We start from the raw sequence: 20,845 nt of genomic DNA, 5'->3' as shown, positions 1-20,845 counted from the left end.
ACATTTTTGTTAAGGTTAGGTTAAACGTACAAAAGGCTAGATGTTAAATCTTTAATTTTACGAATAGATGAATAAGAGGTTATTTGTTCTTTTGGTCATTCTAATGAGCCTCTCACTGATTGGGATAATTTTTGTACAGGGTTATTGGATCAAAAGATCTGTTGAGGATAAGGAAGAGCAATTTTCCAATAGTGTATCCGAAGTGCTTGATAAGGTAACTGAAAAGATTGCCAAACGAGAGAGAAAGAACTATTTTGATAGGTATTTAAATATCAAGGACAGTATTGGGGATTTAAAGAGTTCCCATTTCAAAAACTTCTTTTTTATTGATAAAGATATTAGTTCGGATGAAATACATTTTTATTCCCATGGTATTTTAGAGGAGGAATATAATATCGCATCAACGTTCTTTGACAATGGTAATGGTGATGATGCCACGACCATAAAAAATTATACCAGTAAGCGGGTAAAAGCAACATTTAAAGAGGATTTTGGACTTGACGGAAGTCGTAGTAGGTTCACACCACTTGAAAAATTTGAAAAGATTGGGGGACTATCTTCAACTGAAATCGCTGTCTTTGAAGATATGTTTGGTGAATTTGCCAAGCGAGTGCCAATATATGACAGGGTTTCAAAGACAGAAATTGAGTTGTTGTTAGAAGGGGAATTAGGTAGTCGTAATATAAATACCGATTACGAATACGGCATATCTAGCAAAGGGCTTCCTACTAATGTGAAATCACGGAAGTTCAGTTTTAGAAATGCAACGCCATATAAATCTTTGATTTTCAAGGACTCTGAGGAAAAATCGAATTATTCTTTAATGATTTCTTTTCCTAAGAAGAAAACGTTTTTGATTCGTCAAATTTTAGGAATGGCTGCTTTATCTCTGTTGTTCACGCTTGTAATAATTGTAGCCTATTCGAGTGCTATTTATCAATTGATTCGCCAGAAGCAGATTTCAGAGATTAAATCTGATTTTATAAACAACATGACCCACGAGTTCAAAACGCCCATTGCGACGATAAATTTAGCAGTTGAGGCGATTAAAAATCCGCAGGTCATAGAAGATAAGGAAAGGGTTATGCGATATCTTCAAATGATCAGGGATGAGAACAAGCGGATGCACGCGCAGGTAGAGAATGTATTACGAATTTCCAAGCTGGAAAAAAACCAACTGGATATAAGTAAGGACAGAGTTGATGTTCACGACATAATACAGGATGCTATTGCCCACGTTGAGTTAATAGTAGCAGATAGAGGAGGTTATATTGAAACGCACTTAGAAGCTGGTAGAAGAGACGTTTTAGCCAACGAGATGCATTTTACCAATGTTTTGGTAAATATATTGGACAATGCAATAAAATATTCTCCAGAAGCGCCTAAAATTGATATTTATACCCAAGAGGTAAAGAACAATGTGGTTATTGAGGTTAGAGATCAGGGAGCCGGAATGAGCAAAGCGGTTTTGAAAAAAGTTTTTGAGAAGTTTTATAGAGAGCATACTGGAGATATACATAATGTAAAAGGTCATGGTTTGGGATTGGCCTACGTAAAAAGAATAATAGAAGATCATCAAGGTGAGGTCTATGCGGAAAGCGAAAAAGATAAAGGAAGCACTTTCTATATAAAACTGCCTTTAATTTAATGAATTATGGAAACAATTAATAAGAAAATACTTTTAGTGGAAGATGATCCCAATTTCGGGATTGTTTTAAAGGACTATTTGTCAATGAACAATTTTGATGTAACATTGGCCAAGAATGGTATGGAGGGCTTTGAAAAGTTCAAAAAGGATAATTATGACGTCTGTATTTTAGACGTTATGATGCCATATAAAGACGGTTTTACCCTTGCGCGTGAGATTAGGGAAAAGAATGAAAATGTACCTATTGTTTTCCTCACGGCCAAAACCATGAAGGAAGATGTTTTGAAGGGGTATAAAGCTGGCGCCGATGACTACTTGAACAAACCTTTTGATTCTGAAGTGTTGTTGATGAAACTTAAAGCAATACTTCAAAGAAAAGCCTCTAATACGTTAGCTGATAGTAAGAAATTTGAATTTCAAATAGGAGGATTTCATTTGAATTCGAAATTGAGATTCTTAAAATATAAAGATGAAGAGTCTATTAAACTTTCTCCAAAAGAAAATGAATTATTACGACTTTTAGCGTTGCACGAGAATGATTTAATGCCAAGGGAATTGGCCTTGACCAAAATATGGAGAGATGATAATTACTTCACTTCTCGTAGTATGGATGTTTATATTGCCAAGCTTCGTAAATATCTAAAACGTGATGATACGGTTGAGATATTGAACATTCACGGCGAAGGGTTCAGACTGGTAATCAAAACGGAATCTGAATAAAGAAGAATCTTTGAACTATATAAAAAAGCCTTGGCACACTGCCAGGGCTTTTTTATTGGACTTAGTTTAATATTTTGGATATTATGACCTCTGGTGATTCCAGAATTGAGATATGAATCGCGTTTTTTGGAATTTCCAGTGTTTCAAATTGTGATTTTAATAGTTCTATAGGCATGTAGTGACCTTTTCTTTTCTTTAGGCGGGAATGTATTTCATCAAAAGAACCTTCGAGATGCACAAAGACCATTTGATCTTTCAAATCCTGTTTTAGTATAGCTCTATAACTCTCTTTAAGCGCAGAACATGCAATTACAGCCCCTTTCTCTTTATGTTCAACAGCAAGCTTGTTCAGCGTCTTAAGCCAACCTTCTCTGTCTATATCGTCGAGCGCAAGCCCATTTTTCATTTTTTTAACATTGGCATCGGGATGAAAATCATCTCCATCAAAAAAAGGGATATCAAGTTTTTTGGACAATAATGTCCCAATGGTGGATTTACCACAACCAGAAACACCCATAACTACAAACACCACACTCTTATTCATTCTGTACAGTAATTATTTCCTTATCTATTTTTTGAAAAACATCAGCTTTGCTCATATTAAAATCAAACCAAATGATATCTTGATTTTTTCTATACCAGGTCAATTGTCTTTTCGCGAATCGCCTCGTATTCTTTTTTATTTCAGATATGGCAAATTCCAGATCCCATTCACCATCCAAATAACGAAATAGTTCTTTATAGCCAACAGTTTGCAAGGCATTTAAAATTCTATGGGGATAAAGCTTTTTTGCTTCTTCCACCATGCCTTTATCTATCATTATTTCAACCCTTTTGTTTATTCGGTCATAAATAATCGAACGATCTGCTTGTAGCCCAATCGTGATTGTTTTAAAAGGTCGTTTTTCTTTGTCTTTATTAAGGAATGATGAATATGGTTTTCCACTACCAATACTAACTTCAAGAGCCCGTATTAATCTATGCGGATTTGCAAGGTCAATTGAGTTAGAACTTTTTTCATCCAACACCTTCAATTGCCTTTGAAGGGGTCCTATGCCTTCTTTTTTAAGTATTTCATTCAGGTTTTTGCGAATATCCGGGCTTACATTCGGGAATTTATCAAGACCTTTTGTGATTACATCAGAGTAAAGTCCGCTTCCGCCAACCATTACAACATAATCATTCTTTGCGAATAGGTGGCTTAAGAGCGCAATTGCTTCTTTTTCAAAATCACCAACCGAGTAATTTTCATGAATACTTTTATGGTGGATAAAATGGTGTGGTGCAGATGCCAATTCCTGAGAATTCGGTGCTGCAGTTCCAATTTGCATTTCTTTAAAAAACTGCCGTGAATCTGCGGAAATTATTTCTGCATTAAAATGGTTTGCCAACTCAATTGCCAATTTGGTTTTGCCAATAGCCGTAGGCCCTACCACCGAGATAAGTATTTTTTTTGACATTAACCTTTTAGCAATTTCTGGCCGCATTTTCTACAATATTGGGCGTCATCCCTAATTATTTCGGCAGTGCAATTGTGACATGAACGACCTTCATCGGCATTCTTGTCATGTTTTGCAGATGCATATTCCGCAGAAACAATTCCTGTTGGAACGGCTATTATTCCATAACCAATGATCATTACAAATGTTGCTATGAACTGACCTAGAGCAGTTTCTGGTGAAATATCTCCGTACCCAACAGTTGTTAGGGTCACAATGGTCCAATAGACGCTATGTGGTATACTGTTGAACCCATGTTCAGGTCCTTCAACCAAATACATTATTGTACCTAAAAGCACAGATACAACAAGGACAAAAAATACAAAGACAAAAATCTTAGTCCTACTTGCTTTTAAGGCTCTTACCAAGTTATTGGATTCACCCACATATCTTACAAGTTTCAAAATCCGAAAGACCCTTAACAATCGCAGAGCTCTAAAGGCCGTGAAATATTGAGAGCCAACAAAAAAGAAAGAGAGGTATTTAGGTATAGTGGATAACAGATCAATAATCCCGAAAAAACTGAAGATATACTTACTAGGGCGCTTAATGCAAATTAGTCTTAAAACATATTCAACCGAAAACAATATGGTTACAACCCATTCAGATATGTTTAAAAAATCATGAAAACGACCATCTATTCGGGGCACACTCTCTAGCATAACAATTATGATACTATACAGGATGAGTGCTAGCAGAATAATGTCGAACATTTTGCCGGCTGGCGTATGTGTACCATAGATTATTTCATGTAATGTAATACGCCAATTTTTCTTTTTTTCGTTTGCGCCCAATACTTATTCGTTTAAGTCGATTATTTTTTTGACCCTCTTATTTCTTAAATAGGATTCAACAATAAAGGTTGAATAGTCGTCACCTTTCATTGGAGTGATAATAGATTCTAAGATATGAATATTATTTATTTGATGGTTCAAATCATAATAACCGACACCCTTAAGATTCCCATTTCTTATTAAAATGACACTATATTCACCTATTTCCCGACCTTTATCAACAATTACAATATTCTTTTTAGCCAGACTGAACTTGTCAAGAATAGTATTGATCCTACTATTGTATGATTCTACATTTTCCTGCCCAATACAAGCCCCATGACAATTTCCCTCTGTTTGGTCACTGCAGGGAATTTTGGAACTGGGTATATCCCCGATTTTGGTACAAAGCTGAAATTCATCAGTGATTTTTTGAAGAAAGTTTTGGGCACCCACATAACTTTTAAATGATGTAATGCACTCTTTATCTTTCTTTTTTACAGCGATATTAAAGTATTTGTAGCCTTGGTCGTTTGCACATAAATAAAGACCATATAAACGTTTTGGTCTTTTGTTGACATTATATTTAGGATGGTTCTTTCTAAGTTCTTCGTTTTCTTTTAACAAGGCAACAAGTTCACTTCCTGTTTTCTCAAAGGTTATTTTCTTTGTTTCTTTTTGCAGTTGACGCGCTTTTGCTCCATCTTTAGTGAAATGTTGATTCACTCTTTTTTTGATATTGGTACTCTTTCCAATGAAAAGGATTTCACCCTTTTTATCGTGCATGTAGTATAAGCCAGTTTCAGAAGGCATTTGCTCCACAATATCAAGTTGTCTTTGGGAGAGTTCACCATGGGTTTCTTCTCTAACAACATCTTTGATTATACTTTTTTCTGAGTCTTTGGCAAGTAACAATTTAAAAAGTTTTAGTGTTGCAATTGCATCACCATTTGCTCTGTGCCGATCACTCATAGGTATGCCTAGTGATCTCACCAATTTACCAAGACTGTAAGACTCCGCATCTGGCAATAGGTATTTTGAAAGGTCGACTGTGCACAAGGTCTTTCGTTCAAAGTTATATCCTAACCGCCTGAACTCGGTTCGTAATATTCGATAATCAAATTGGGCATTGTGTGCCACGAGAACGGAATCCTCTGTTATTTCAACTATTCGCTTGGCAACTTCATGAAATTTAGGTGCAGTACGCAACATTTTGTTATTGATTCCGGTAAGATTTACCACGAACGGTTGAATGTCTTTTTCGGGATTTACAAGACTAATGAACTTGTCAACAACTTGATGGCCATCAAATTTGTGAATAGCGATTTCTGTGATACCTTCTTCATTGTATTTCCCTCCCGTCGTTTCTATATCTAGTATCGTATACATTAATCGTTATCAGTATTTTTTTAATAATTCCTTGCTCCAAAGATACTACTTCCTATACGTACCATTGTGCTTCCTTCCTCAATCGCCACAGTATAATCACCGCTCATACCCATTGAAAGAGTCGAAACATGTGGTAATGACTCCTTTAATACGTCAAATACGTCCTTGAGATTTTTAAACTCTTTTCTGATTTGGGTTTTATTATTTGTGAATGTAGCCATACCCATTAAACCAATAATCTTGATATTTTCAAGTCGTTTAAATTCTTCAGAATTTGTGATGGTTTTCAACTCTGACTCATCCAAACCAAACTTTGTTTCCTCATCCGCAATATGTACTTGCAGCAAGCAACTTATTGTTCGGTTGTGCTTTTTCGCTTGTTTATTTATCTCTTTTAATAGCCTAAAGCTATCAACACCGTGAATCAAGGAAACAAATTCACTCATGTATTTGACCTTGTTTCTTTGCACATGTCCTATCATGTGCCATTGAATATCTTTTGGAAGTGCTTCCCATTTCTGGGCCATTTCTTGGATTTTATTCTCGCCAAAAATGCGTTGCCCAGCCTCGTAAGCTTCTAAAATGCTTGTGTTGGGCTTTGTTTTCGAAACAGCAACTAAAGTGACATCGTCAGGTAATGCTTGCTTTATTTTATTAAGATTTGTTGCTATTGACATTATTGATTCAATATTAAAACTCATATATGGCCATGCCACTTCTCAGTTTGGGTTCAATGAAAGTACTTTTTGGTGGCATAACCAATCCAGCATCCGCTATAGCTTTTATTTCTTCTATTTTTAAAGGCAAGAGACTAAAACCAACTAAAAATTTTCCTTGGTCAATTTCATCTTTCATACGTATAACATTGTGCTTTCCGTAACCATATTGAATACGTTTATCGTTTCGCAAATCTGTAATTCCTAAAATAGGGTCCAACACGGTTTTGTAAAGAATCTGCGTATCGAGTCTACTAAGAACATCAGCGAATTTATATACTTTTCTTCGTAGGAAAAGTGAATAAAACTCTCCGTCAAGATACATGCTAAAGTGATGCTTCTTTGTAGGTTTGTACAGTACATTCCCCTTTTTGGTTATTCTGAAAAATACGTCTAGTTTAATTAGGAACTCTTCTTTTGTAAGCCCATTCAAATCCTTGACCATACGATTGAATTCGAAAATCCGTATTTCCGATTCAGGAATCAAATAGCTCATAAAGTAGTTGTAGGGCTCATTACCGGTATGACTAGGATTGTTTTTTTCAGAAATTCGGGCCAATAAATCTGAAGATGCACTTCGGTGATGGCCATCGGCAATGTACAACGATTCGATTCCTTTGAATTCCTTAATTAGTTTATCGACAATGTTTTTATTTGAAACTTTCCAAAGGGAATGTTTTATTTTGTCAGGAGTTGTAAAATAGTATTCTGGTTCATTCAGTTTCTCCTTATTTATTATTGATTCAATAGAGGGTTTATCCTCATAAGTAATTAAAACAGGTTCTGCATTGAAACCAGCGATTTTCAAATAGTTTGCGAATAACTGTTCACGTTGACTTATAGTATCTTCATGTTTTTTGATTATATCAGTGCGGTAATCTTTTACGCAAGTGGCACAAAAAATACCAGAGCACTTAAACTTATTCTTTTCAATTTGGTATATGTAGAAGCTGTCTTTACTATCTTTTAGGAAAATATTGTCTTCTAAAAACTCCAAATAACGATTGTGTACCATTTTGAATCGTTCCTCACCGGAGACCTCTTTGTCAAATTTAAACCCAGGATTAATAATATGTAGAAATGAAAAGGGGTTAAAATTTAGAGCGGCCTCTAACTCTTCATCAGAGTATTCTTGATATGACCTTGAGGAAACAAAAGCAACTTTGTCCTTAGTAGGTCTAACTGCCTTAAAAGGTTTTATTGTGGCCATTGTTTTTATTTAAATTGGAAGGAAACTTTCTCAGCTTTTTTGGATTCTGAGTAATCATAAAACCCTTCACCGGATTTTACGCCAAGTTTTTTTGCCATTACCATATTGATGAGTAGGGGACAAGGGGCATATTTAGGATTTTTAAAGCCGTCATACATTACATTTAGTATCGAAAGACAAACATCAAGGCCTATAAAGTCAGCTAGTTGTAATGGTCCCATAGGGTGGGCCATACCCAGTTTCATTACAGTATCAATTTCTTCAACACCTGCAACTCCGTTATACAATGTTTCAATCGCCTCGTTTATCATCGGCATCAAAATTCTATTGGCTACAAAACCGGGATAGTCATTAACTTCCGTTGGTGTTTTGCCCAATTTTCTTGATAAATCCATTGTGGCAACGGTAGTTTCATTCGATGTGTTGTAACCCCGAATAATCTCAACGAGTTGCATTATTGGAACAGGATTCATAAAATGCATGCCTATTACTTTATCTGGTCTTTCCGTCGCTGCAGCGATTTGTGTAATAGAGATTGATGATGTATTGGTGGCCAAAATAGCGTTTGTCTCACAAAGTGCATCAAGCTCCTTAAAAATCTTCAGTTTTAAATCCAATCTTTCGGTAGCGGCTTCAATAACCAAATCAACATTTGCTACTCCCTTGGCCATTTCTGTGTGGGTACTTATGTTTTTAAGGGTATTGGTTTTATCTGAATCACTGATTTTTTCTTTGGCAATCATCCGATCCAGATTTTTTGTAATGGTGTCAAGGCCACGGTTTAGTGACTCAATGGAAATATCAATAAGACTAACCTTGAACCCATTTTGAGCAAAGACATGTGCAATTCCGTTGCCCATTGTACCAGCTCCTATTACAGCTATGTTTTTCATAATCAGTGCGATTCTAGAATGATTTGATGATTTGTAAGGCGATCTTTAAGGCTTGCGTACCTTGCTTTAAACTGACCACTGGAGTTGTGTCATTGTTAATAGCGTCGGCAAAAGTTTCCAGCTCATCAAGAATTGCGTTATTTGCTTCAATTTCAGGATTCTCAAAATAAATCTGCTTTTTCACACCCTCTGCATTCTGTAAGATCATATCAAAGTCTCCGGGTGTTTCAGGTGCATCTTTCATTTTTACAACTTCAACTTTTTTTTCCAAAAAGTCAACTGAAATATATGCATCGCGTTGAAAGAACCTAGATTTTCTCATATTCTTCAAAGAAATTCTACTGGCTGTAAGATTCGCAACACAACCGTTTTCAAATTCAATTCGAGCATTGGCAATATCGGGTGAATTACTGATGACTGAGACTCCACTTGCGTTGACTTGTTTTACTTCGGAATTCACAACACTAAGAATAGCATCAATATCATGTATCATTAAATCCAATACAACGGGAACATCTGTTCCCCTGGGGTTGAATTCGGCCAATCTATGCGTTTCAATGAACATAGGGTCTTGGATTTTATCCTTGACTGAAATGAATGCGGGATTAAACCTTTCTACATGACCTACTTGACCTTTTACCGAATATTTTTTCTCCAGTTTAATTAATTGTTCAGCTTCCTCGAGTGTATTGGTAATTGGCTTTTCAATAAAGACATGTTTTCTTTTTTCCATGGCTTTTTTTGCACAATCATAATGGGAAAGTGTAGGGGTAACAATATCTACAACATCAACACCATCAATAAGCTGATTAATATTTTCAAAATAGGTGTATCCAAATTCCGCTGCTACTTTTTTTCCATTGATCTCATCTGGATCGTGAAAACCAATTAAATCATATTTGGGCGATTCGTTGAGTAGGCGAAGATGAATTTTCCCTAAATGCCCTGCTCCTAAAACTCCGATTCTAAGCATAGATGATATTTTATTCAAAAATAAACATAGTTTGGTAGTTTATGTGGCTTGAAGTTTAAAAGTTTTGGTGCTGATTATAGCTACATTCTATATTCTTAAACCAAACTTTGTTAACTTCGCTTTTTTGAACCAAACCTAGATAATATCAATTGAAAGATACGCTGAAACACCGAGGAATGCGCAACAAACTGGCTGATGTGTTGATTGCCAAAGGAATAAAAGATACAAGAGTCTTGGATGCAATCAGGACAGTGCCTCGTCACCTTTTTATGGATAGCAGTTTTGAAGGTCACGCCTATCAGGACAAGGCCTTTCCCATTGCTGCTGATCAAACTATATCACAACCTTATACGGTAGCTTTTCAAACTGAATTGTTAAAAGTTGAGCCTGGGCATAAAATTCTCGAAATTGGCACAGGAAGCGGTTACCAAACCGCGATTCTTTTGTTGTTAAAGGCAAAGGTTTATACGATAGAAAGACAACAGACTCTCTTTAAAAAAACAAATCTATTTTTCAAAAAAATGGGGTATCGTCCTAAGAAGGTAATTTTTGGTGATGGTTACAAAGGTTTGTCAGAAGAGGCCCCTTTTGATAGTATAATAGTTACAGCTGGTGCCCCTGAGGTACCAAAAGCCCTGATGTCGCAGTTAAAAATAGGTGGAAGGCTAGTTATTCCTGTTGGTGTTGAAAAGCAAATTATGACATTGTTCATTCGTAAGTCTGAAAAGGAATTTGAGAAAAAAGAGTTAGGGGCTTTTAGATTTGTTCCACTTTTGGAGGACAAGAACTAGTGTTTACCTCCCTTTGATTCTAATTATTAAAACTCTTTTTGATACGGTCCAAGTCTCTTTTATTGTCCCGATCTTTCATGGTTTCTCTTTTATCATAAAGTTTTTTCCCTTTGGCCAAGGCGATATTCATTTTGGCCAAACCTCTTTCATTCAAAAATAGATTTAGCGGTATAATTGTTAATCCGCTAGAAGCTACTTCCTTTTGAAGTTTCTTTAACTCTCGTTTATTTAGTAATAGCTTTCGCTCTGCTTTAGGCTTGTGGTTGTAATGAGATGCATGTGAGTATTCATCTATCTGCATATTGATTATAAAAAGTTCACCATTGTCATTGAATTCACAAAAGCTCTCACTGATCGAGGCCTTGCTTTGACGGATAGATTTTATCTCTGTTCCGGATAGAACAATACCTGCGGTATACTTATCCAAGATTTCATATTCAAACCGGGCCTTTTTGTTCTTTATGTTGATATTAGTCTGCATTGGTGAACAAAAGTAGCAACAATAATTCTATCTACAACTTCATTAAAACAGATTTAATAGTTGATTTTTGTAAAGTTAAAAGCACATTTACGAACTCTATACAAAAGAAGAATATGAAAAAGATTTTGATGATTGTACTATTTGTTGGATTTATTTCTTGTAAAGAGAAACAACATTCTCAATTAAATGCACAACAAATTGTTGACAAAAGTATTGAGATAAGTGGAGGGGAGCTTTATGGGGCAAGTAATGTTTCTTTTGATTTTAGGGATAGGAATTATGTCATGGAGCGGGTTGATGGAAAGAAAGTGTTGAAACGAATTCGAAAAAATGATACATTGGATTTGATTGATATTAAAACTAACAATCGATTTGAGAGATATGTTGATGGGAAATTGACGCAACTTCCAGACTCCTTGTCAAATTCATATGGTAACTCGGTGAATTCGGTTCACTATTTTGCTTATTTACCTTACGGATTGAATGATCCTGCTGTTAAGAAAGAATATTTGGGTGAAATTGTGATAAAGGATAAAGAATATTATAAAATAAAAGTGACGTTTAGCCAAGAAAATGGTGGCGACGATTTTGATGACGTGTATATTTATTGGTTTAATGTAAAAACATTAAAGCCAGACTATTTAGCCTATGAGTTTCATGTGAATGACGGTGGATTAAGATTTAGAGAGGCCTACAATGAAAGAATAGTTAGTGGTATTCGCTTTGTAGATTACAAAAACTTGAAACCGAAGCTTAAAAATCAATCTATTTACAAAATAGACAGTTTGTTCATTAAAGGTGAGTTAGAGTTGTTATCCCGCATTGAATTAAAAAATATAATAATTAGTCCGAGCAGTTACAATTAAAGTTCAATCGCATATCGGTAGCAATATCATTTACAATTTCAACAATAAAAAGGCTACCGTTTTGATGATCATCAATTTGACTGTATTTTTCTTGACCGATCATTTTGTTAACAAAGTCTGGTGTAGTGTTGCTATGCCCCACAACTAGAACTTTTTTATTTAAGTTATCTGCTTTGAATTGTTCGATGTCGATGGTTCTGGGATCATAAATCTGCACAGTTAGATTCTTTTTTACCGCAGAAGGCGCAGCCGTCATCTGGGTTCGTTCATAATCTGTAGTGTAAATCGCATCAATAGGTACATCATCGATAATTTCTGCCCAATGCATTGCCCTGCCCAAACCATCTTGGGTTAATTCTGGATCAATATTTTCTTTGTCAGACCTGTCTTTTTCTGCATGTCTAATAAAATAAAAAGTTGAAACACTATCTTCAATCTTAGGTTCGTCTTCACAACTTAAAACACTTAATACAAAAACAAAAATGAATAACGTTTTTAAAACCTTCATAATAGATAATTAGTTTGGTTAGGATATTTCTTTTAATCTAACTAAAAATACCCTAAAAAAGTATGTAAAACCCATGGTTTTTCGTTTTTTTGCATATGCCAAAAGCCAAACTCTCTATTTTATTTTTTTTGATTGCCTGTGCAATGAATTCACAAGAAGTTGGCCTTCCTTTAGATTTGAGGCAGCATAATCTTACAAGTAGTAACTCTGTTCTTTTCAATCCGGCATTCTCGAGCAACTACGAAAGTTCTCAATCCATAGGACTATGGACTCGTTGGCAATGGCAAATGATAGATGGTGACCCAACCACTTTGTTTCTAAATTACACGGGTAGATTAGATGATTCATCATCAATGGGGGTAGGTTTTTACCAGCATAATACAGGGGTTTACTTAAACACTGGGGGTGTTGTTAATTATTCAAGGACATATGATTTCGCTGATAATGTGCAGATTTCTTTAGGAATAAATGTTTTTGCTTACTTAAATCAGTTGGCAGATGACCGTTTCCAGATAGATCCTCAAATACAATTGCCCTTACAAAGCAATACAGAAGATTTTATAGTTCAAATTGCTCCAGGTATACTCTTTAGATATGACAAGCTTAGTTTGGGTCTTGTATCTGAAAATTTGATTGGATATAACATTACTACTAAGGAAAATAGTCCATTTTCTGCGGATAAGATTATTCTGGGTACAGTAGGCTATGTTTTTCCTTTAAGTGTAGGTGAATTAGAAAATTCGGCATTTATTAGCCCTGTTATTTATTTCAAGGCCATACCTGGGTTTAGCAAACAAATCGGGTTGAACACAAGCCTTATTACTAATAGGTTTTGGGCCCAAGCCGGATATAATAGTTTTTATGGAATTTCCATTGGAGGCGGTGGTAAGTTTTTTAATAGATTTTCACTTGGGGTCTTGGCAGAATTTGGTACTGAATCTGGATTAAAAGAAAAAGACCCTACTTTTGAATTGGTTACTTCTTTTGATTTTGGAAGAATTAAACCAAGAAAAAAGATTAAATCGTTCGAAGAACCTAAAGAAGAGTCATTGGAAGAGATTGCTGAGAATGAAAAGATAAAAGATGAATTGTCGAAAGCAGAAACTTTAGCCCTTAAAAAAGAGAAGCAGCAGCAAGCCAAAGAATTAAAAAGAAAAACAAGAGATTCACTTGCTTTAGTTAAGAAAGAAGCTGATTTAGCTGCCGATTTAAAGAAGGAACAGAATCGAAAGGCAGATTCTATTAGCAGATCGAAGCAGAAAGAAGCTTTAGCATTACAAAGGATAACAAAGCAGAAACGCTTAGACTCAATTACTGCTGCTAACAAAGCAAAATCGATTGCGGAGGTAAATAAGCAAAAAGAACAAGTTAGGCAGGATTCAATTAAAAAAGCGAAGGAAGCAGACGCATTGGCCGATGCACAACAAAAAGAAATACAAAGAAAGGTTGATTCTATAAATGCAATCAAGGTTGCTGCCGAAGCAGCTGCTAAGGAAAAAGCGAGATTAGCTGAAATTGCGCAGAAGACAGAGGAGGATAAGCCACAGGCTGGTGAGAAATATGAGGAGGTTGTTGGTGAAGATGGTCTTACTCCAGGTTATTACTTAATAGCGAACGTTTTTGGAACTAAGAGATATTTCGATGCTTTTATGGCTGACCTAAATAAAAAAGGTTTACAGCCTAAATCGTTCTTTAGAAGCCGTAATAAGTATAATTATGTATATCTAGAACGATATGATACCATGGGGGAAGCAAGAAAAGCTAGAGATGGAAAATTTAATGGTCGTTATGCTGAGAAAACCTGGATTTATAGGGTGGTAGCGAAATAAGATAAATGTTTACTTCTTAATTTCTTTCTTAACCAAGACCTCTATATAGGCAACTGTGTTCATAAGGTATTTACGATCTTTTGTAATGGTACTCATTGTAATAGCACCTTGAAGCATAGTGTACAATTGTTTCGCAAATTGTAGGGGAGGTACCGGTAATCGAAGTTCATTATTATTGACTCCATTTTCAAGGATCAGAGCAATCTTTCCTTCAATTGTTTTGACGGTTTCACTTGCCGCAGCTGCTAATTGTTTGTTATTATGTTGTGCGTCAACACCAACATTCAAAACGGGGCATCCTCCCATTTCGTTAGTGAAAACATCGTAATTTCGATAAAATTTTGTGAGAGAGAAAAGCTTTTCCAGAGAACCTCCTTCAATATTCAATCGACTATCAATCTCTAAAAGCAATTTGTCGATACTGTATTCGTAGGCCGCTAATGCCAAAGCTTCCTTGTTTTCAAAATTACCATAAAGGGCACCTTTTGTAAGACCTGTCGCTTCTGTCAAATCGCTCATACTCGTGCCAATATAACCGTGCTTATTAAAGACTGGTGCAACAGTTTCAATTATAAAAGCGGTAGTTCTTTCGGCTTTTGTGGTCATTGGATGGCTATTTTATACGAATATAAAAAAAACTATATACTGTATGGTATATATTTTTGATAAAAAAAGGCATTCAGTTTACGAATGCCTTTTTATATGATAAAATAAATTAATTCACTAATTCACTTTGGTTTCTAAAGACCAGTTGGTCATCAAAAGAATCTATCAAAACTATGCTGTCAGTTTTTATGGATCCACTCAACAATTCTTTGGACAGACTATTTAGCACCTCTTTTTGTATTACTCTTTTAATGGGTCTGGCCCCATATTGCGGGTCATAACCCTTATTAGCGAGATGTGTGATTGCCTCATTGGTGGCATCAATTGTTATATGCTGCTTACTGAGCATTTTTTTCAATTGCTCTATTTGAAGAACCACAATCTGGGTTATATCTGATTTACTTAAAGGAGTGAACATAATAATGTCATCAATTCTATTAAGGAATTCTGGTCGAATTGTTTTTCTCAATAAACCTAGAACTTCAATTCTGGCAGTCTCCGAAGCACTATGGATGTCTTTATTGTTTTCAAACTTTTCTTGAATAATATGACTGCCCATATTACTGGTCATAATGATTATTGTGTTTTTGAAATCAGCGACTCTACCTTTGTTGTCAGTTAGCCTTCCTTCATCAAGTACTTGCAACAGAATATTGAAAGTATCTGGGTGTGCTTTTTCAATTTCATCCAATAATACTACTGAATAAGGTCTTCTTCTAACGGCTTCTGTTAACTGGCCACCTTCGTCATAACCCACATATCCTGGAGGTGCACCAACCAATCTACTTACAGAGTGCCTTTCTTGATATTCACTCATATCTATTCTGGTCATTGCATTTTCGTCATCGAATAAATAGGCCGCTAGGGTTTTTGCAAGCTCAGTTTTACCAACACCGGTTGTTCCTAAGAAAAGGAAAGATCCGATTGGCTTTTTAGTATCTTGTAACCCCGCTCTACTTCTTCGAATGGCATCTGAAACTGCCTGTATGGCCTCTTCTTGACCAACTACTCGTTTATGTAACACTTCTTCAAGCTTTAACAATTTTTCCCGCTCACTTTGAAGCATTTTAGTTAAGGGAATCCCTGTCCATTTGGCAACGACTTCAGCTATGTCCTCATTGGTGACTTCTTCTTTTATGAGTGTATCTCCTTTCTGTTGCTCTAGAAGTTCATTTTGCAAAACGTCCAAATTCTCCTGAGCTTCTTTAATTTTTCCATATCTAAGCTCGGCAACTTTTCCGTAGTCACCACTTCTTTCGGCACGTTCAGCTTCTAGTTTATGGTCTTCAATGTCCTGTTTAGCTTTTTGAATAGCATCTACGACAGATTTTTCACTTTCCCATTTAGCAAAAACTCCATTTCGTTTTTCCTTATAATTAGCAAGATCAACATTTAATAGTTTTAACTTGGCCTTGTCATCTTCACGTTTGATTGCCTCAATTTCAATCTCAAGTTGCATTATTTTTCTATCAAGTACATCTAGTTCCTCAGGCTTTGAGTTGATTTCCATTCTCAGTTTAGAGGCAGCCTCGTCGATTAGGTCAATAGCCTTGTCTGGCAAAAAGCGATTGGTAATATAGCGTTGAGAAAGTTCAACAGCAGCAATTACTGCTTCGTCCTTAATACGAACTTTGTGGTGTGCCTCATATTTTTCTTTGATTCCTCTCAATATGGAAATCGCACTTTCAGTTTCTGGTTCATTGACCACTACTTTTTGAAATCTTCTTTCTAAGGCTTTGTCTTTTTCAAAGTACTTTTGATATTCATCCAAAGTAGTGGCACCAATCGCCCTAAGTTCACCTCTTGCCAGTGCTGGTTTAAGTATGTTCGCTGCATCCATTGCTCCTTGACCGCCTCCAGCACCTACAAGGGTGTGGATTTCATCAATAAACAAAACAATGTTCCCATCGGAAGAAGTAACTTCCTTTATTACGGCTTTCAATCGTTCTTCAAACTCACCCTTATATTTTGCTCCGGCAATAAGTGCACCCATATCCAAAGAATAGATAATTTTATCTTTTAGGTTTTCGGGAATATCACCCTGAATTATTCTATGGGCTAATCCTTCGGCAATTGCTGTCTTACCCACACCGGGTTCACCTACGAGCATGGGGTTATTTTTGGTTCTTCTCGAAAGTATCTGAAGAATGCGTCGAATTTCTTCATCACGCCCAATGACAGGATCTAGCTTACCGCTATCTGCCATTTGGTTTAGGTTTCTAGCATACTTTTCCAAAGAGTTGTATGTTTCTTCTGCACTCTGTGAGGTGACTTTTCCGCCTTTGCGAAGTTCTTCAATGGCAGCCTTAAGATCCTTTTCGGTTACCCCTTGATCTTTTAGTATTTGCGAAATCTTGCTTTTGGATTTTAAAATGGCAAGTAACAGGTGTTCAATTGAAACAAACTCATCTTCCATTTTTTTGGCGATAATACCTGCTTCGGTCAAGCTTTTGCCTGCCTCTCGGGAAACCATGATTTCGCCTCCAGAAACTTTTGGCAAACTTTCCAGTTCTTTTTCAAGAATCTGATTCAATAAGTTTGAATTAACGCTTAGTTTTTTCAAAATAAATGGTAAAACATTTTCATCTACTTGTGAAATTGCCTTAAAAATATGTTCGTTTTCAATTTGCTGATGCTCCCTTTCTTGTGCAACTTGCTGGGCGAGTTGAATGGCCTCCTGTGATTTTATTGTGAAATTATTAAAGTTCATTTTATAGTGTTTTCTAGTTATAGTTTACTTTTGGTTCATTAATGTCAACAACCCTACCAAGCGAATCAAGCAGACAAAATGGCGTTTAAATCTAACAGAATCAGGACATTTCGGCAGTAGTAAGGAATTACTCTTTATGCGACTTAAAACAAAAATGAAATATGGGATTATTCAATAATCTATTTGGAAAGACAAAAGATGATGATGGAAAAACTGGCCACAGGGTACCTTGGAAACCATTGGTGTCTGTTGATCAATTGGATGAAATTGCAGAAAAATCAAGTGATAAAACGCAGCTTATTTTCAAACATTCTACAACTTGTGGGATAAGCAGGATGGTATTAAATACTTTTAATAATAGCTATGAATTTTCAGAAGAGCAATTTGATGTTTATTATTTGGATTTGCATAGTTATAGAGAAGTGTCAAATGAAACAGGATATAAATTCCAAGTAATGCACCAGTCGCCACAGCTACTTGTTATTCGAAATGGAGTTGCAATAGCACATAGTTCTCATGGGGGCATCAATGATGTAGGGCTAAGTGAATATATATAATAAAAAAGGCCCCGATATTTTATCGGGGCCTTTTTTATTAGTTGAACCTATGACTGGTAACAATACCTTTTAATCTATTTTTAAGGTCTTCACCTGCATCATAGACCATTTGTTCATTAGTCGGGAATGGTATTGCCGCTAGATTCAGCAGTGAAACTAAATCATTGTCCAAAGCCCTTTTGTCACCATCATAATTGGCATATACGTGTTCAAAAACAAACTCACTTGATAATGGGTAGGAGTTTAGTTGTTGTTTTGTTTCCAAGTCTAAAAAGCTAACCAAGCCTGCAACTTGCGCAGTTTTGAATTGTGTAAATTGATAAAAGTTACATTTCACTGTTTTGAACTTGTCCACTTTTATCTTATTACCTAAGCTATCTTTTACAACATTACCGTCATTGTCCAACGCATATTGGTAACCATCCTTGATTTGCTTTTCTTTTATGATTTGTTTTTCATTTACCCGCTCTGGAGAGATGTTAATGTCTCTCAATTCAATCTGCATGTCATAATCATATGAAATACTGGAAAGATGATTGGTATGGTACTTTGTCCATTTATCTTCTAATCCAAAGGTGTTGAAGTTTAATAACTCCTCTTCTAACTTCACAGGAATAATTTTTTCTGTGTTGTTGATCATACCAACTTTCACATAATCTTGACCTTTGTCATATGCTTCCTCCATTTTATCCTTGCTATCAGAATAACCTGGATTTATTTCATTTAAGTAAACAAAATCATCGAAAGACTTTCTGTAATCCCATTTATTGCTGGCGTTTTTCAATAGACCCAATGCATTTTGGTATAAATAGGAGGAAAGTTCTTCCTTTGCCGCAATTATGTTGGTATTGTAATTAATAAGAGCAAATTCTGCGTATCTTTTCTCCTCTTGTATTTGCAAAGGGAGTAAAGGTCTAATGGTTTCTTGAATACGATTCAAGTTTTTATAACCATTGTATATTGCCTCAAGATTGGCAGGGTTGCCATCTTTTTTGAGGTAAGCAATATGCTCCATCTCTCTTTCCACATTCTTTTGGAAAGCTTCCTCTAATAAAAGAACATAGGTTTGATTTCCTTTTTTGTCTTTATTGTTGGACAGTTTTTGAACGGCATTGTTGATGGCGTTCAAATAATTACCAGTGTTTACGGCCTGTTGGGTCTTTTTGACACCACCACAGGCAATAAGAAAAAGTAAAATTCCGCTTAATAGTAAAATTTTTCTCATGACATTTAGATTTACCGTTTCAATGTACAATTTCAACACTCGTGCCAAAACTGTCTTTGTTGATAACGTAAAACGATAAACTATCGTATTGTCTCGTTGAAAAAACCTTTTTGTGTATTATTTGTTGGAATTGGATTCGAATGCCGGGAGTAATTTTGTGGACACTTCACCAAAACCTAGTTTTTGACCGTTTTTTTCACAAAAGCCCCTAATTACAACGGTATCATTGTCATGAATAAACTTTCGTTCGCTACCATCATTTAGTTCAACTGGTTTGGTGCCTTGCCAAGCCAGTTCGAGCATAGAGCCATAAGAATCGGGTGTAGGGCCAGAAATGGTTCCACTGCCCATCATATCTCCACTATTGACTTTACAGCCATTTACTGTATGGTGAGCCAATTGCTGGGCCATGGTCCAATACATATATTTGAAATTAGATTTTGAAACTGTAGTTGAGACACCTTTATCAGTAACAATGTCTAATTCCAGTTGAATATCAAAACTATGATCGCCACTTTGAGTTAAATAAGGTAAAGGTTCTGGATTTTGGCTAGGACTCTTAGCTCGATAGGGCTCCAAAGCATCTAGGGTTATGATCCATGGCGAGATTGAAGAAGCGAAACTCTTGGCCAAGAAAGGGCCTAACGGAACATATTCCCACTTCTGTATATCACGTGCACTCCAATCATTGAACAAAACCATACCAAAAATGTGATTCTCGGCTTCATTGACAGAGATAGATTCGCCCATTTTGTTGGCATCAGTAGTGATAAAGGCCATTTCCAATTCAAAGTCCACTAATCTTGATGGTCCAAAAACAGGTTCTGTTGCTCCCTTTGGCATGGTTTGTCCTGTTGGTCTATGTACTGGAACTCCACTCGGAATAATGGTAGAACTTCTTCCATGATAACCAACCGGTATGTGAAGCCAGTTGGGCATTAGCGCATTCTCGGGATCACGAAACATAGTGCCAACATTTGTTGCATGCTCGCGACTTGAATAAAAATCAGTATAATCGCCTATTTGTACTGGTAATTGCATTTCTATTTCATCAATATCAAAAAGAACGGTGTTCCTGTGATCTTGATTATTCTGTAGTGTTTTGTTTTCAATATTGAAGATAGAACTAATACGATTTCGTACAAGTCTCCAAGTTTTTTTTCCGTCGGAAATAAAATCATTCAAGGTGTCTTGAAGGAAAATATCATCGGTTAACGGGATACCTTCAAAGTATCCCAATTGGTGCATTGCGCCTAAGTCAATTGCTGTATCTCCGATTCTGGTTCCAATTGTAATGATATCATCTCTGGTCAAAAAAACTCCAAATGGAATATTTTGAATGGGGAAGTCAGTGTTTTCATGAGTAGGAACCCATGTTTTTAAACTTGGATTATTTGCGGTAATAGACATAAATCGATTGTTAATTTGTGTTTGATAAATTCCTTATCAAA

Annotated in this window: 20 protein-coding genes; 6 read left to right on the top strand and 14 right to left on the bottom strand. The window is 35.9% G+C overall.

Annotated features, from left to right (window positions below; all coding sequences use genetic code 11):
• Positions 1 to 67: 67 nt before the first annotated feature.
• Positions 68 to 1,648, top strand: a complete 1,581-nt coding sequence (locus FB2170_RS14285) for a sensor histidine kinase (protein ID WP_013307290.1) — start codon at positions 68 to 70, stop codon at positions 1,646 to 1,648.
• A gap of 6 nt (positions 1,649 to 1,654) precedes the next feature.
• Positions 1,655 to 2,368 (top strand): response regulator transcription factor, encoded by a 714-nt coding sequence (locus FB2170_RS14280; protein WP_013307289.1) that lies wholly within the window; start codon positions 1,655 to 1,657, stop codon positions 2,366 to 2,368.
• 61 nt (positions 2,369 to 2,429) lie between these two features.
• On the opposite strand, the gene FB2170_RS14275 is transcribed toward FB2170_RS14280, so the two are convergent.
• Genes FB2170_RS14275 through FB2170_RS14240 form a run of 8 tightly spaced genes read right to left on the bottom strand, consistent with a single transcriptional unit; the run spans position 2,430 to position 9,821 of the window.
• Complete coding sequence (locus tag FB2170_RS14275) at positions 2,430 to 2,912, bottom strand: gluconokinase (RefSeq protein ID WP_013307288.1); 483 nt, start codon at positions 2,910 to 2,912, stop codon at positions 2,430 to 2,432.
• Positions 2,905 to 3,828 carry a tRNA (adenosine(37)-N6)-dimethylallyltransferase MiaA gene (miaA, locus tag FB2170_RS14270; RefSeq protein WP_013307287.1) on the bottom strand — a complete coding sequence of 308 codons (924 nt, stop codon included), beginning with the start codon at positions 3,826 to 3,828 and terminating at the stop codon, positions 2,905 to 2,907. Before miaA ends, FB2170_RS14275 begins: the two co-directional genes overlap by 8 nt.
• Positions 3,828 to 4,661 (bottom strand): ion transporter, encoded by an 834-nt coding sequence (locus FB2170_RS14265; RefSeq protein ID WP_013307286.1) that lies wholly within the window; start codon positions 4,659 to 4,661, stop codon positions 3,828 to 3,830. The genes miaA and FB2170_RS14265 overlap by 1 nt, the downstream gene beginning before the upstream one ends.
• A 3-nt stretch (positions 4,662 to 4,664) precedes the next feature.
• Complete coding sequence (locus FB2170_RS14260; protein WP_013307285.1) at positions 4,665 to 6,029, bottom strand: exonuclease domain-containing protein; 1,365 nt, start codon at positions 6,027 to 6,029, stop codon at positions 4,665 to 4,667.
• A 20-nt stretch (positions 6,030 to 6,049) separates the two neighbouring features.
• The gene (locus FB2170_RS14255; protein ID WP_041633247.1) at positions 6,050 to 6,706 is read right to left on the bottom strand and encodes a YggS family pyridoxal phosphate-dependent enzyme; all 657 of its coding nucleotides are present in this window, start codon (positions 6,704 to 6,706) and stop codon (positions 6,050 to 6,052) included.
• A gap of 13 nt (positions 6,707 to 6,719) precedes the next feature.
• Positions 6,720 to 7,955 (bottom strand): DUF1015 domain-containing protein, encoded by a 1,236-nt coding sequence (locus FB2170_RS14250; protein WP_013307283.1) that lies wholly within the window; start codon positions 7,953 to 7,955, stop codon positions 6,720 to 6,722.
• Between the two features lie 5 nt (positions 7,956 to 7,960).
• The gene (locus FB2170_RS14245; protein WP_013307282.1) at positions 7,961 to 8,848 is read right to left on the bottom strand and encodes a 3-hydroxyacyl-CoA dehydrogenase family protein; all 888 of its coding nucleotides are present in this window, start codon (positions 8,846 to 8,848) and stop codon (positions 7,961 to 7,963) included.
• A 13-nt stretch (positions 8,849 to 8,861) separates the two neighbouring features.
• A complete protein-coding gene (locus tag FB2170_RS14240; protein ID WP_013307281.1) occupies positions 8,862 to 9,821 on the bottom strand; it encodes a Gfo/Idh/MocA family protein in 960 nt (319 codons plus the stop codon).
• A gap of 149 nt (positions 9,822 to 9,970) precedes the next feature.
• On the opposite strand from FB2170_RS14240, the gene FB2170_RS14235 reads away from it, so the two are divergent.
• A complete protein-coding gene (locus FB2170_RS14235) occupies positions 9,971 to 10,612 on the top strand; it encodes a protein-L-isoaspartate(D-aspartate) O-methyltransferase (RefSeq protein WP_041632878.1) in 642 nt (213 codons plus the stop codon).
• A 19-nt stretch (positions 10,613 to 10,631) separates the two neighbouring features.
• On the opposite strand, the gene smpB is transcribed toward FB2170_RS14235, so the two are convergent.
• Positions 10,632 to 11,093 carry an SsrA-binding protein SmpB gene (gene smpB / locus FB2170_RS14230; RefSeq protein ID WP_013307279.1) on the bottom strand — a complete coding sequence of 154 codons (462 nt, stop codon included), beginning with the start codon at positions 11,091 to 11,093 and terminating at the stop codon, positions 10,632 to 10,634.
• Positions 11,094 to 11,206: 113 nt separating this feature from the next.
• Between smpB and FB2170_RS14225 the strand changes: the two genes are divergently transcribed.
• A complete protein-coding gene (locus FB2170_RS14225) occupies positions 11,207 to 11,959 on the top strand; it encodes a DUF6503 family protein (protein ID WP_041633246.1) in 753 nt (250 codons plus the stop codon).
• Here FB2170_RS14225 and FB2170_RS14220 read toward each other — a convergent pair.
• Complete coding sequence (locus FB2170_RS14220; RefSeq protein WP_013307277.1) at positions 11,937 to 12,467, bottom strand: SixA phosphatase family protein; 531 nt, start codon at positions 12,465 to 12,467, stop codon at positions 11,937 to 11,939. The genes FB2170_RS14225 and FB2170_RS14220 overlap by 23 nt on opposite strands.
• Positions 12,468 to 12,562: 95 nt before the next feature.
• On the opposite strand from FB2170_RS14220, the gene FB2170_RS14215 reads away from it, so the two are divergent.
• A complete protein-coding gene (locus FB2170_RS14215; protein WP_013307276.1) occupies positions 12,563 to 14,296 on the top strand; it encodes a type IX secretion system membrane protein PorP/SprF in 1,734 nt (577 codons plus the stop codon).
• Positions 14,297 to 14,305: 9 nt separating this feature from the next.
• On the opposite strand, the gene FB2170_RS14210 is transcribed toward FB2170_RS14215, so the two are convergent.
• The gene (locus FB2170_RS14210; RefSeq protein ID WP_013307275.1) at positions 14,306 to 14,902 is read right to left on the bottom strand and encodes a TetR/AcrR family transcriptional regulator; all 597 of its coding nucleotides are present in this window, start codon (positions 14,900 to 14,902) and stop codon (positions 14,306 to 14,308) included.
• Positions 14,903 to 15,011: 109 nt separating this feature from the next.
• Positions 15,012 to 17,612 (bottom strand): ATP-dependent chaperone ClpB, encoded by a 2,601-nt coding sequence (clpB, locus tag FB2170_RS14205; protein WP_013307274.1) that lies wholly within the window; start codon positions 17,610 to 17,612, stop codon positions 15,012 to 15,014.
• Positions 17,613 to 17,773: 161 nt separating this feature from the next.
• On the opposite strand from clpB, the gene ytxJ reads away from it, so the two are divergent.
• Entirely contained in the window at positions 17,774 to 18,169 is a 396-nt protein-coding gene (ytxJ, locus tag FB2170_RS14200) for a bacillithiol system redox-active protein YtxJ (RefSeq protein WP_013307273.1), read from the top strand.
• Positions 18,170 to 18,206: 37 nt separating this feature from the next.
• On the opposite strand, the gene FB2170_RS14195 is transcribed toward ytxJ, so the two are convergent.
• Both FB2170_RS14195 and fahA read right to left on the bottom strand, forming a co-directional pair.
• Positions 18,207 to 19,394, bottom strand: a complete 1,188-nt coding sequence (locus FB2170_RS14195) for a hypothetical protein (RefSeq protein ID WP_013307272.1) — start codon at positions 19,392 to 19,394, stop codon at positions 18,207 to 18,209.
• A 117-nt stretch (positions 19,395 to 19,511) separates the two neighbouring features.
• Positions 19,512 to 20,804, bottom strand: a complete 1,293-nt coding sequence (gene fahA, locus FB2170_RS14190; RefSeq protein ID WP_013307271.1) for a fumarylacetoacetase — start codon at positions 20,802 to 20,804, stop codon at positions 19,512 to 19,514.
• Positions 20,805 to 20,845 lie beyond the last annotated feature (41 nt).

It is taken from the genome of Maribacter sp. HTCC2170, assembly GCF_000153165.2.
Classification (GTDB): Bacteria; Bacteroidota; Bacteroidia; order Flavobacteriales; family Flavobacteriaceae; genus Maribacter_A.
This window is presented reverse-complemented; position numbering and strand designations above follow the sequence as displayed.

Excerpts from the sequence above, each read along its gene's own strand:
- FB2170_RS14285 (WP_013307290.1), top strand. The coding sequence starts at position 68 with ATGAATAAGAGGTTATTTGTTCTTTTGGTCATTCTAATGAGCCTCTCA.
- FB2170_RS14280 (WP_013307289.1), top strand. The coding sequence starts at position 1,655 with ATGGAAACAATTAATAAGAAAATACTTTTAGTGGAAGATGATCCCAAT.
- FB2170_RS14275 (WP_013307288.1), bottom strand. The coding sequence starts at position 2,912 with ATGAATAAGAGTGTGGTGTTTGTAGTTATGGGTGTTTCTGGTTGTGGT.
- miaA (WP_013307287.1), bottom strand. The coding sequence starts at position 3,828 with ATGTCAAAAAAAATACTTATCTCGGTGGTAGGGCCTACGGCTATTGGC.
- FB2170_RS14260 (WP_013307285.1), bottom strand. The coding sequence starts at position 6,029 with ATGTATACGATACTAGATATAGAAACGACGGGAGGGAAATACAATGAA.
- FB2170_RS14255 (WP_041633247.1), bottom strand. The coding sequence starts at position 6,706 with ATGTCAATAGCAACAAATCTTAATAAAATAAAGCAAGCATTACCTGAC.
- FB2170_RS14250 (WP_013307283.1), bottom strand. The coding sequence starts at position 7,955 with ATGGCCACAATAAAACCTTTTAAGGCAGTTAGACCTACTAAGGACAAA.
- FB2170_RS14245 (WP_013307282.1), bottom strand. The coding sequence starts at position 8,848 with ATGAAAAACATAGCTGTAATAGGAGCTGGTACAATGGGCAACGGAATT.
- FB2170_RS14240 (WP_013307281.1), bottom strand. The coding sequence starts at position 9,821 with ATGCTTAGAATCGGAGTTTTAGGAGCAGGGCATTTAGGGAAAATTCAT.
- smpB (WP_013307279.1), bottom strand. The coding sequence starts at position 11,093 with ATGCAGACTAATATCAACATAAAGAACAAAAAGGCCCGGTTTGAATAT.
- FB2170_RS14225 (WP_041633246.1), top strand. The coding sequence starts at position 11,207 with ATGAAAAAGATTTTGATGATTGTACTATTTGTTGGATTTATTTCTTGT.
- FB2170_RS14220 (WP_013307277.1), bottom strand. The coding sequence starts at position 12,467 with ATGAAGGTTTTAAAAACGTTATTCATTTTTGTTTTTGTATTAAGTGTT.
- FB2170_RS14215 (WP_013307276.1), top strand. The coding sequence starts at position 12,563 with ATGCCAAAAGCCAAACTCTCTATTTTATTTTTTTTGATTGCCTGTGCA.
- FB2170_RS14210 (WP_013307275.1), bottom strand. The coding sequence starts at position 14,902 with ATGACCACAAAAGCCGAAAGAACTACCGCTTTTATAATTGAAACTGTT.
- clpB (WP_013307274.1), bottom strand. The coding sequence starts at position 17,612 with ATGAACTTTAATAATTTCACAATAAAATCACAGGAGGCCATTCAACTC.
- ytxJ (WP_013307273.1), top strand. The coding sequence starts at position 17,774 with ATGGGATTATTCAATAATCTATTTGGAAAGACAAAAGATGATGATGGA.
- FB2170_RS14195 (WP_013307272.1), bottom strand. The coding sequence starts at position 19,394 with ATGAGAAAAATTTTACTATTAAGCGGAATTTTACTTTTTCTTATTGCC.
- fahA (WP_013307271.1), bottom strand. The coding sequence starts at position 20,804 with ATGTCTATTACCGCAAATAATCCAAGTTTAAAAACATGGGTTCCTACT.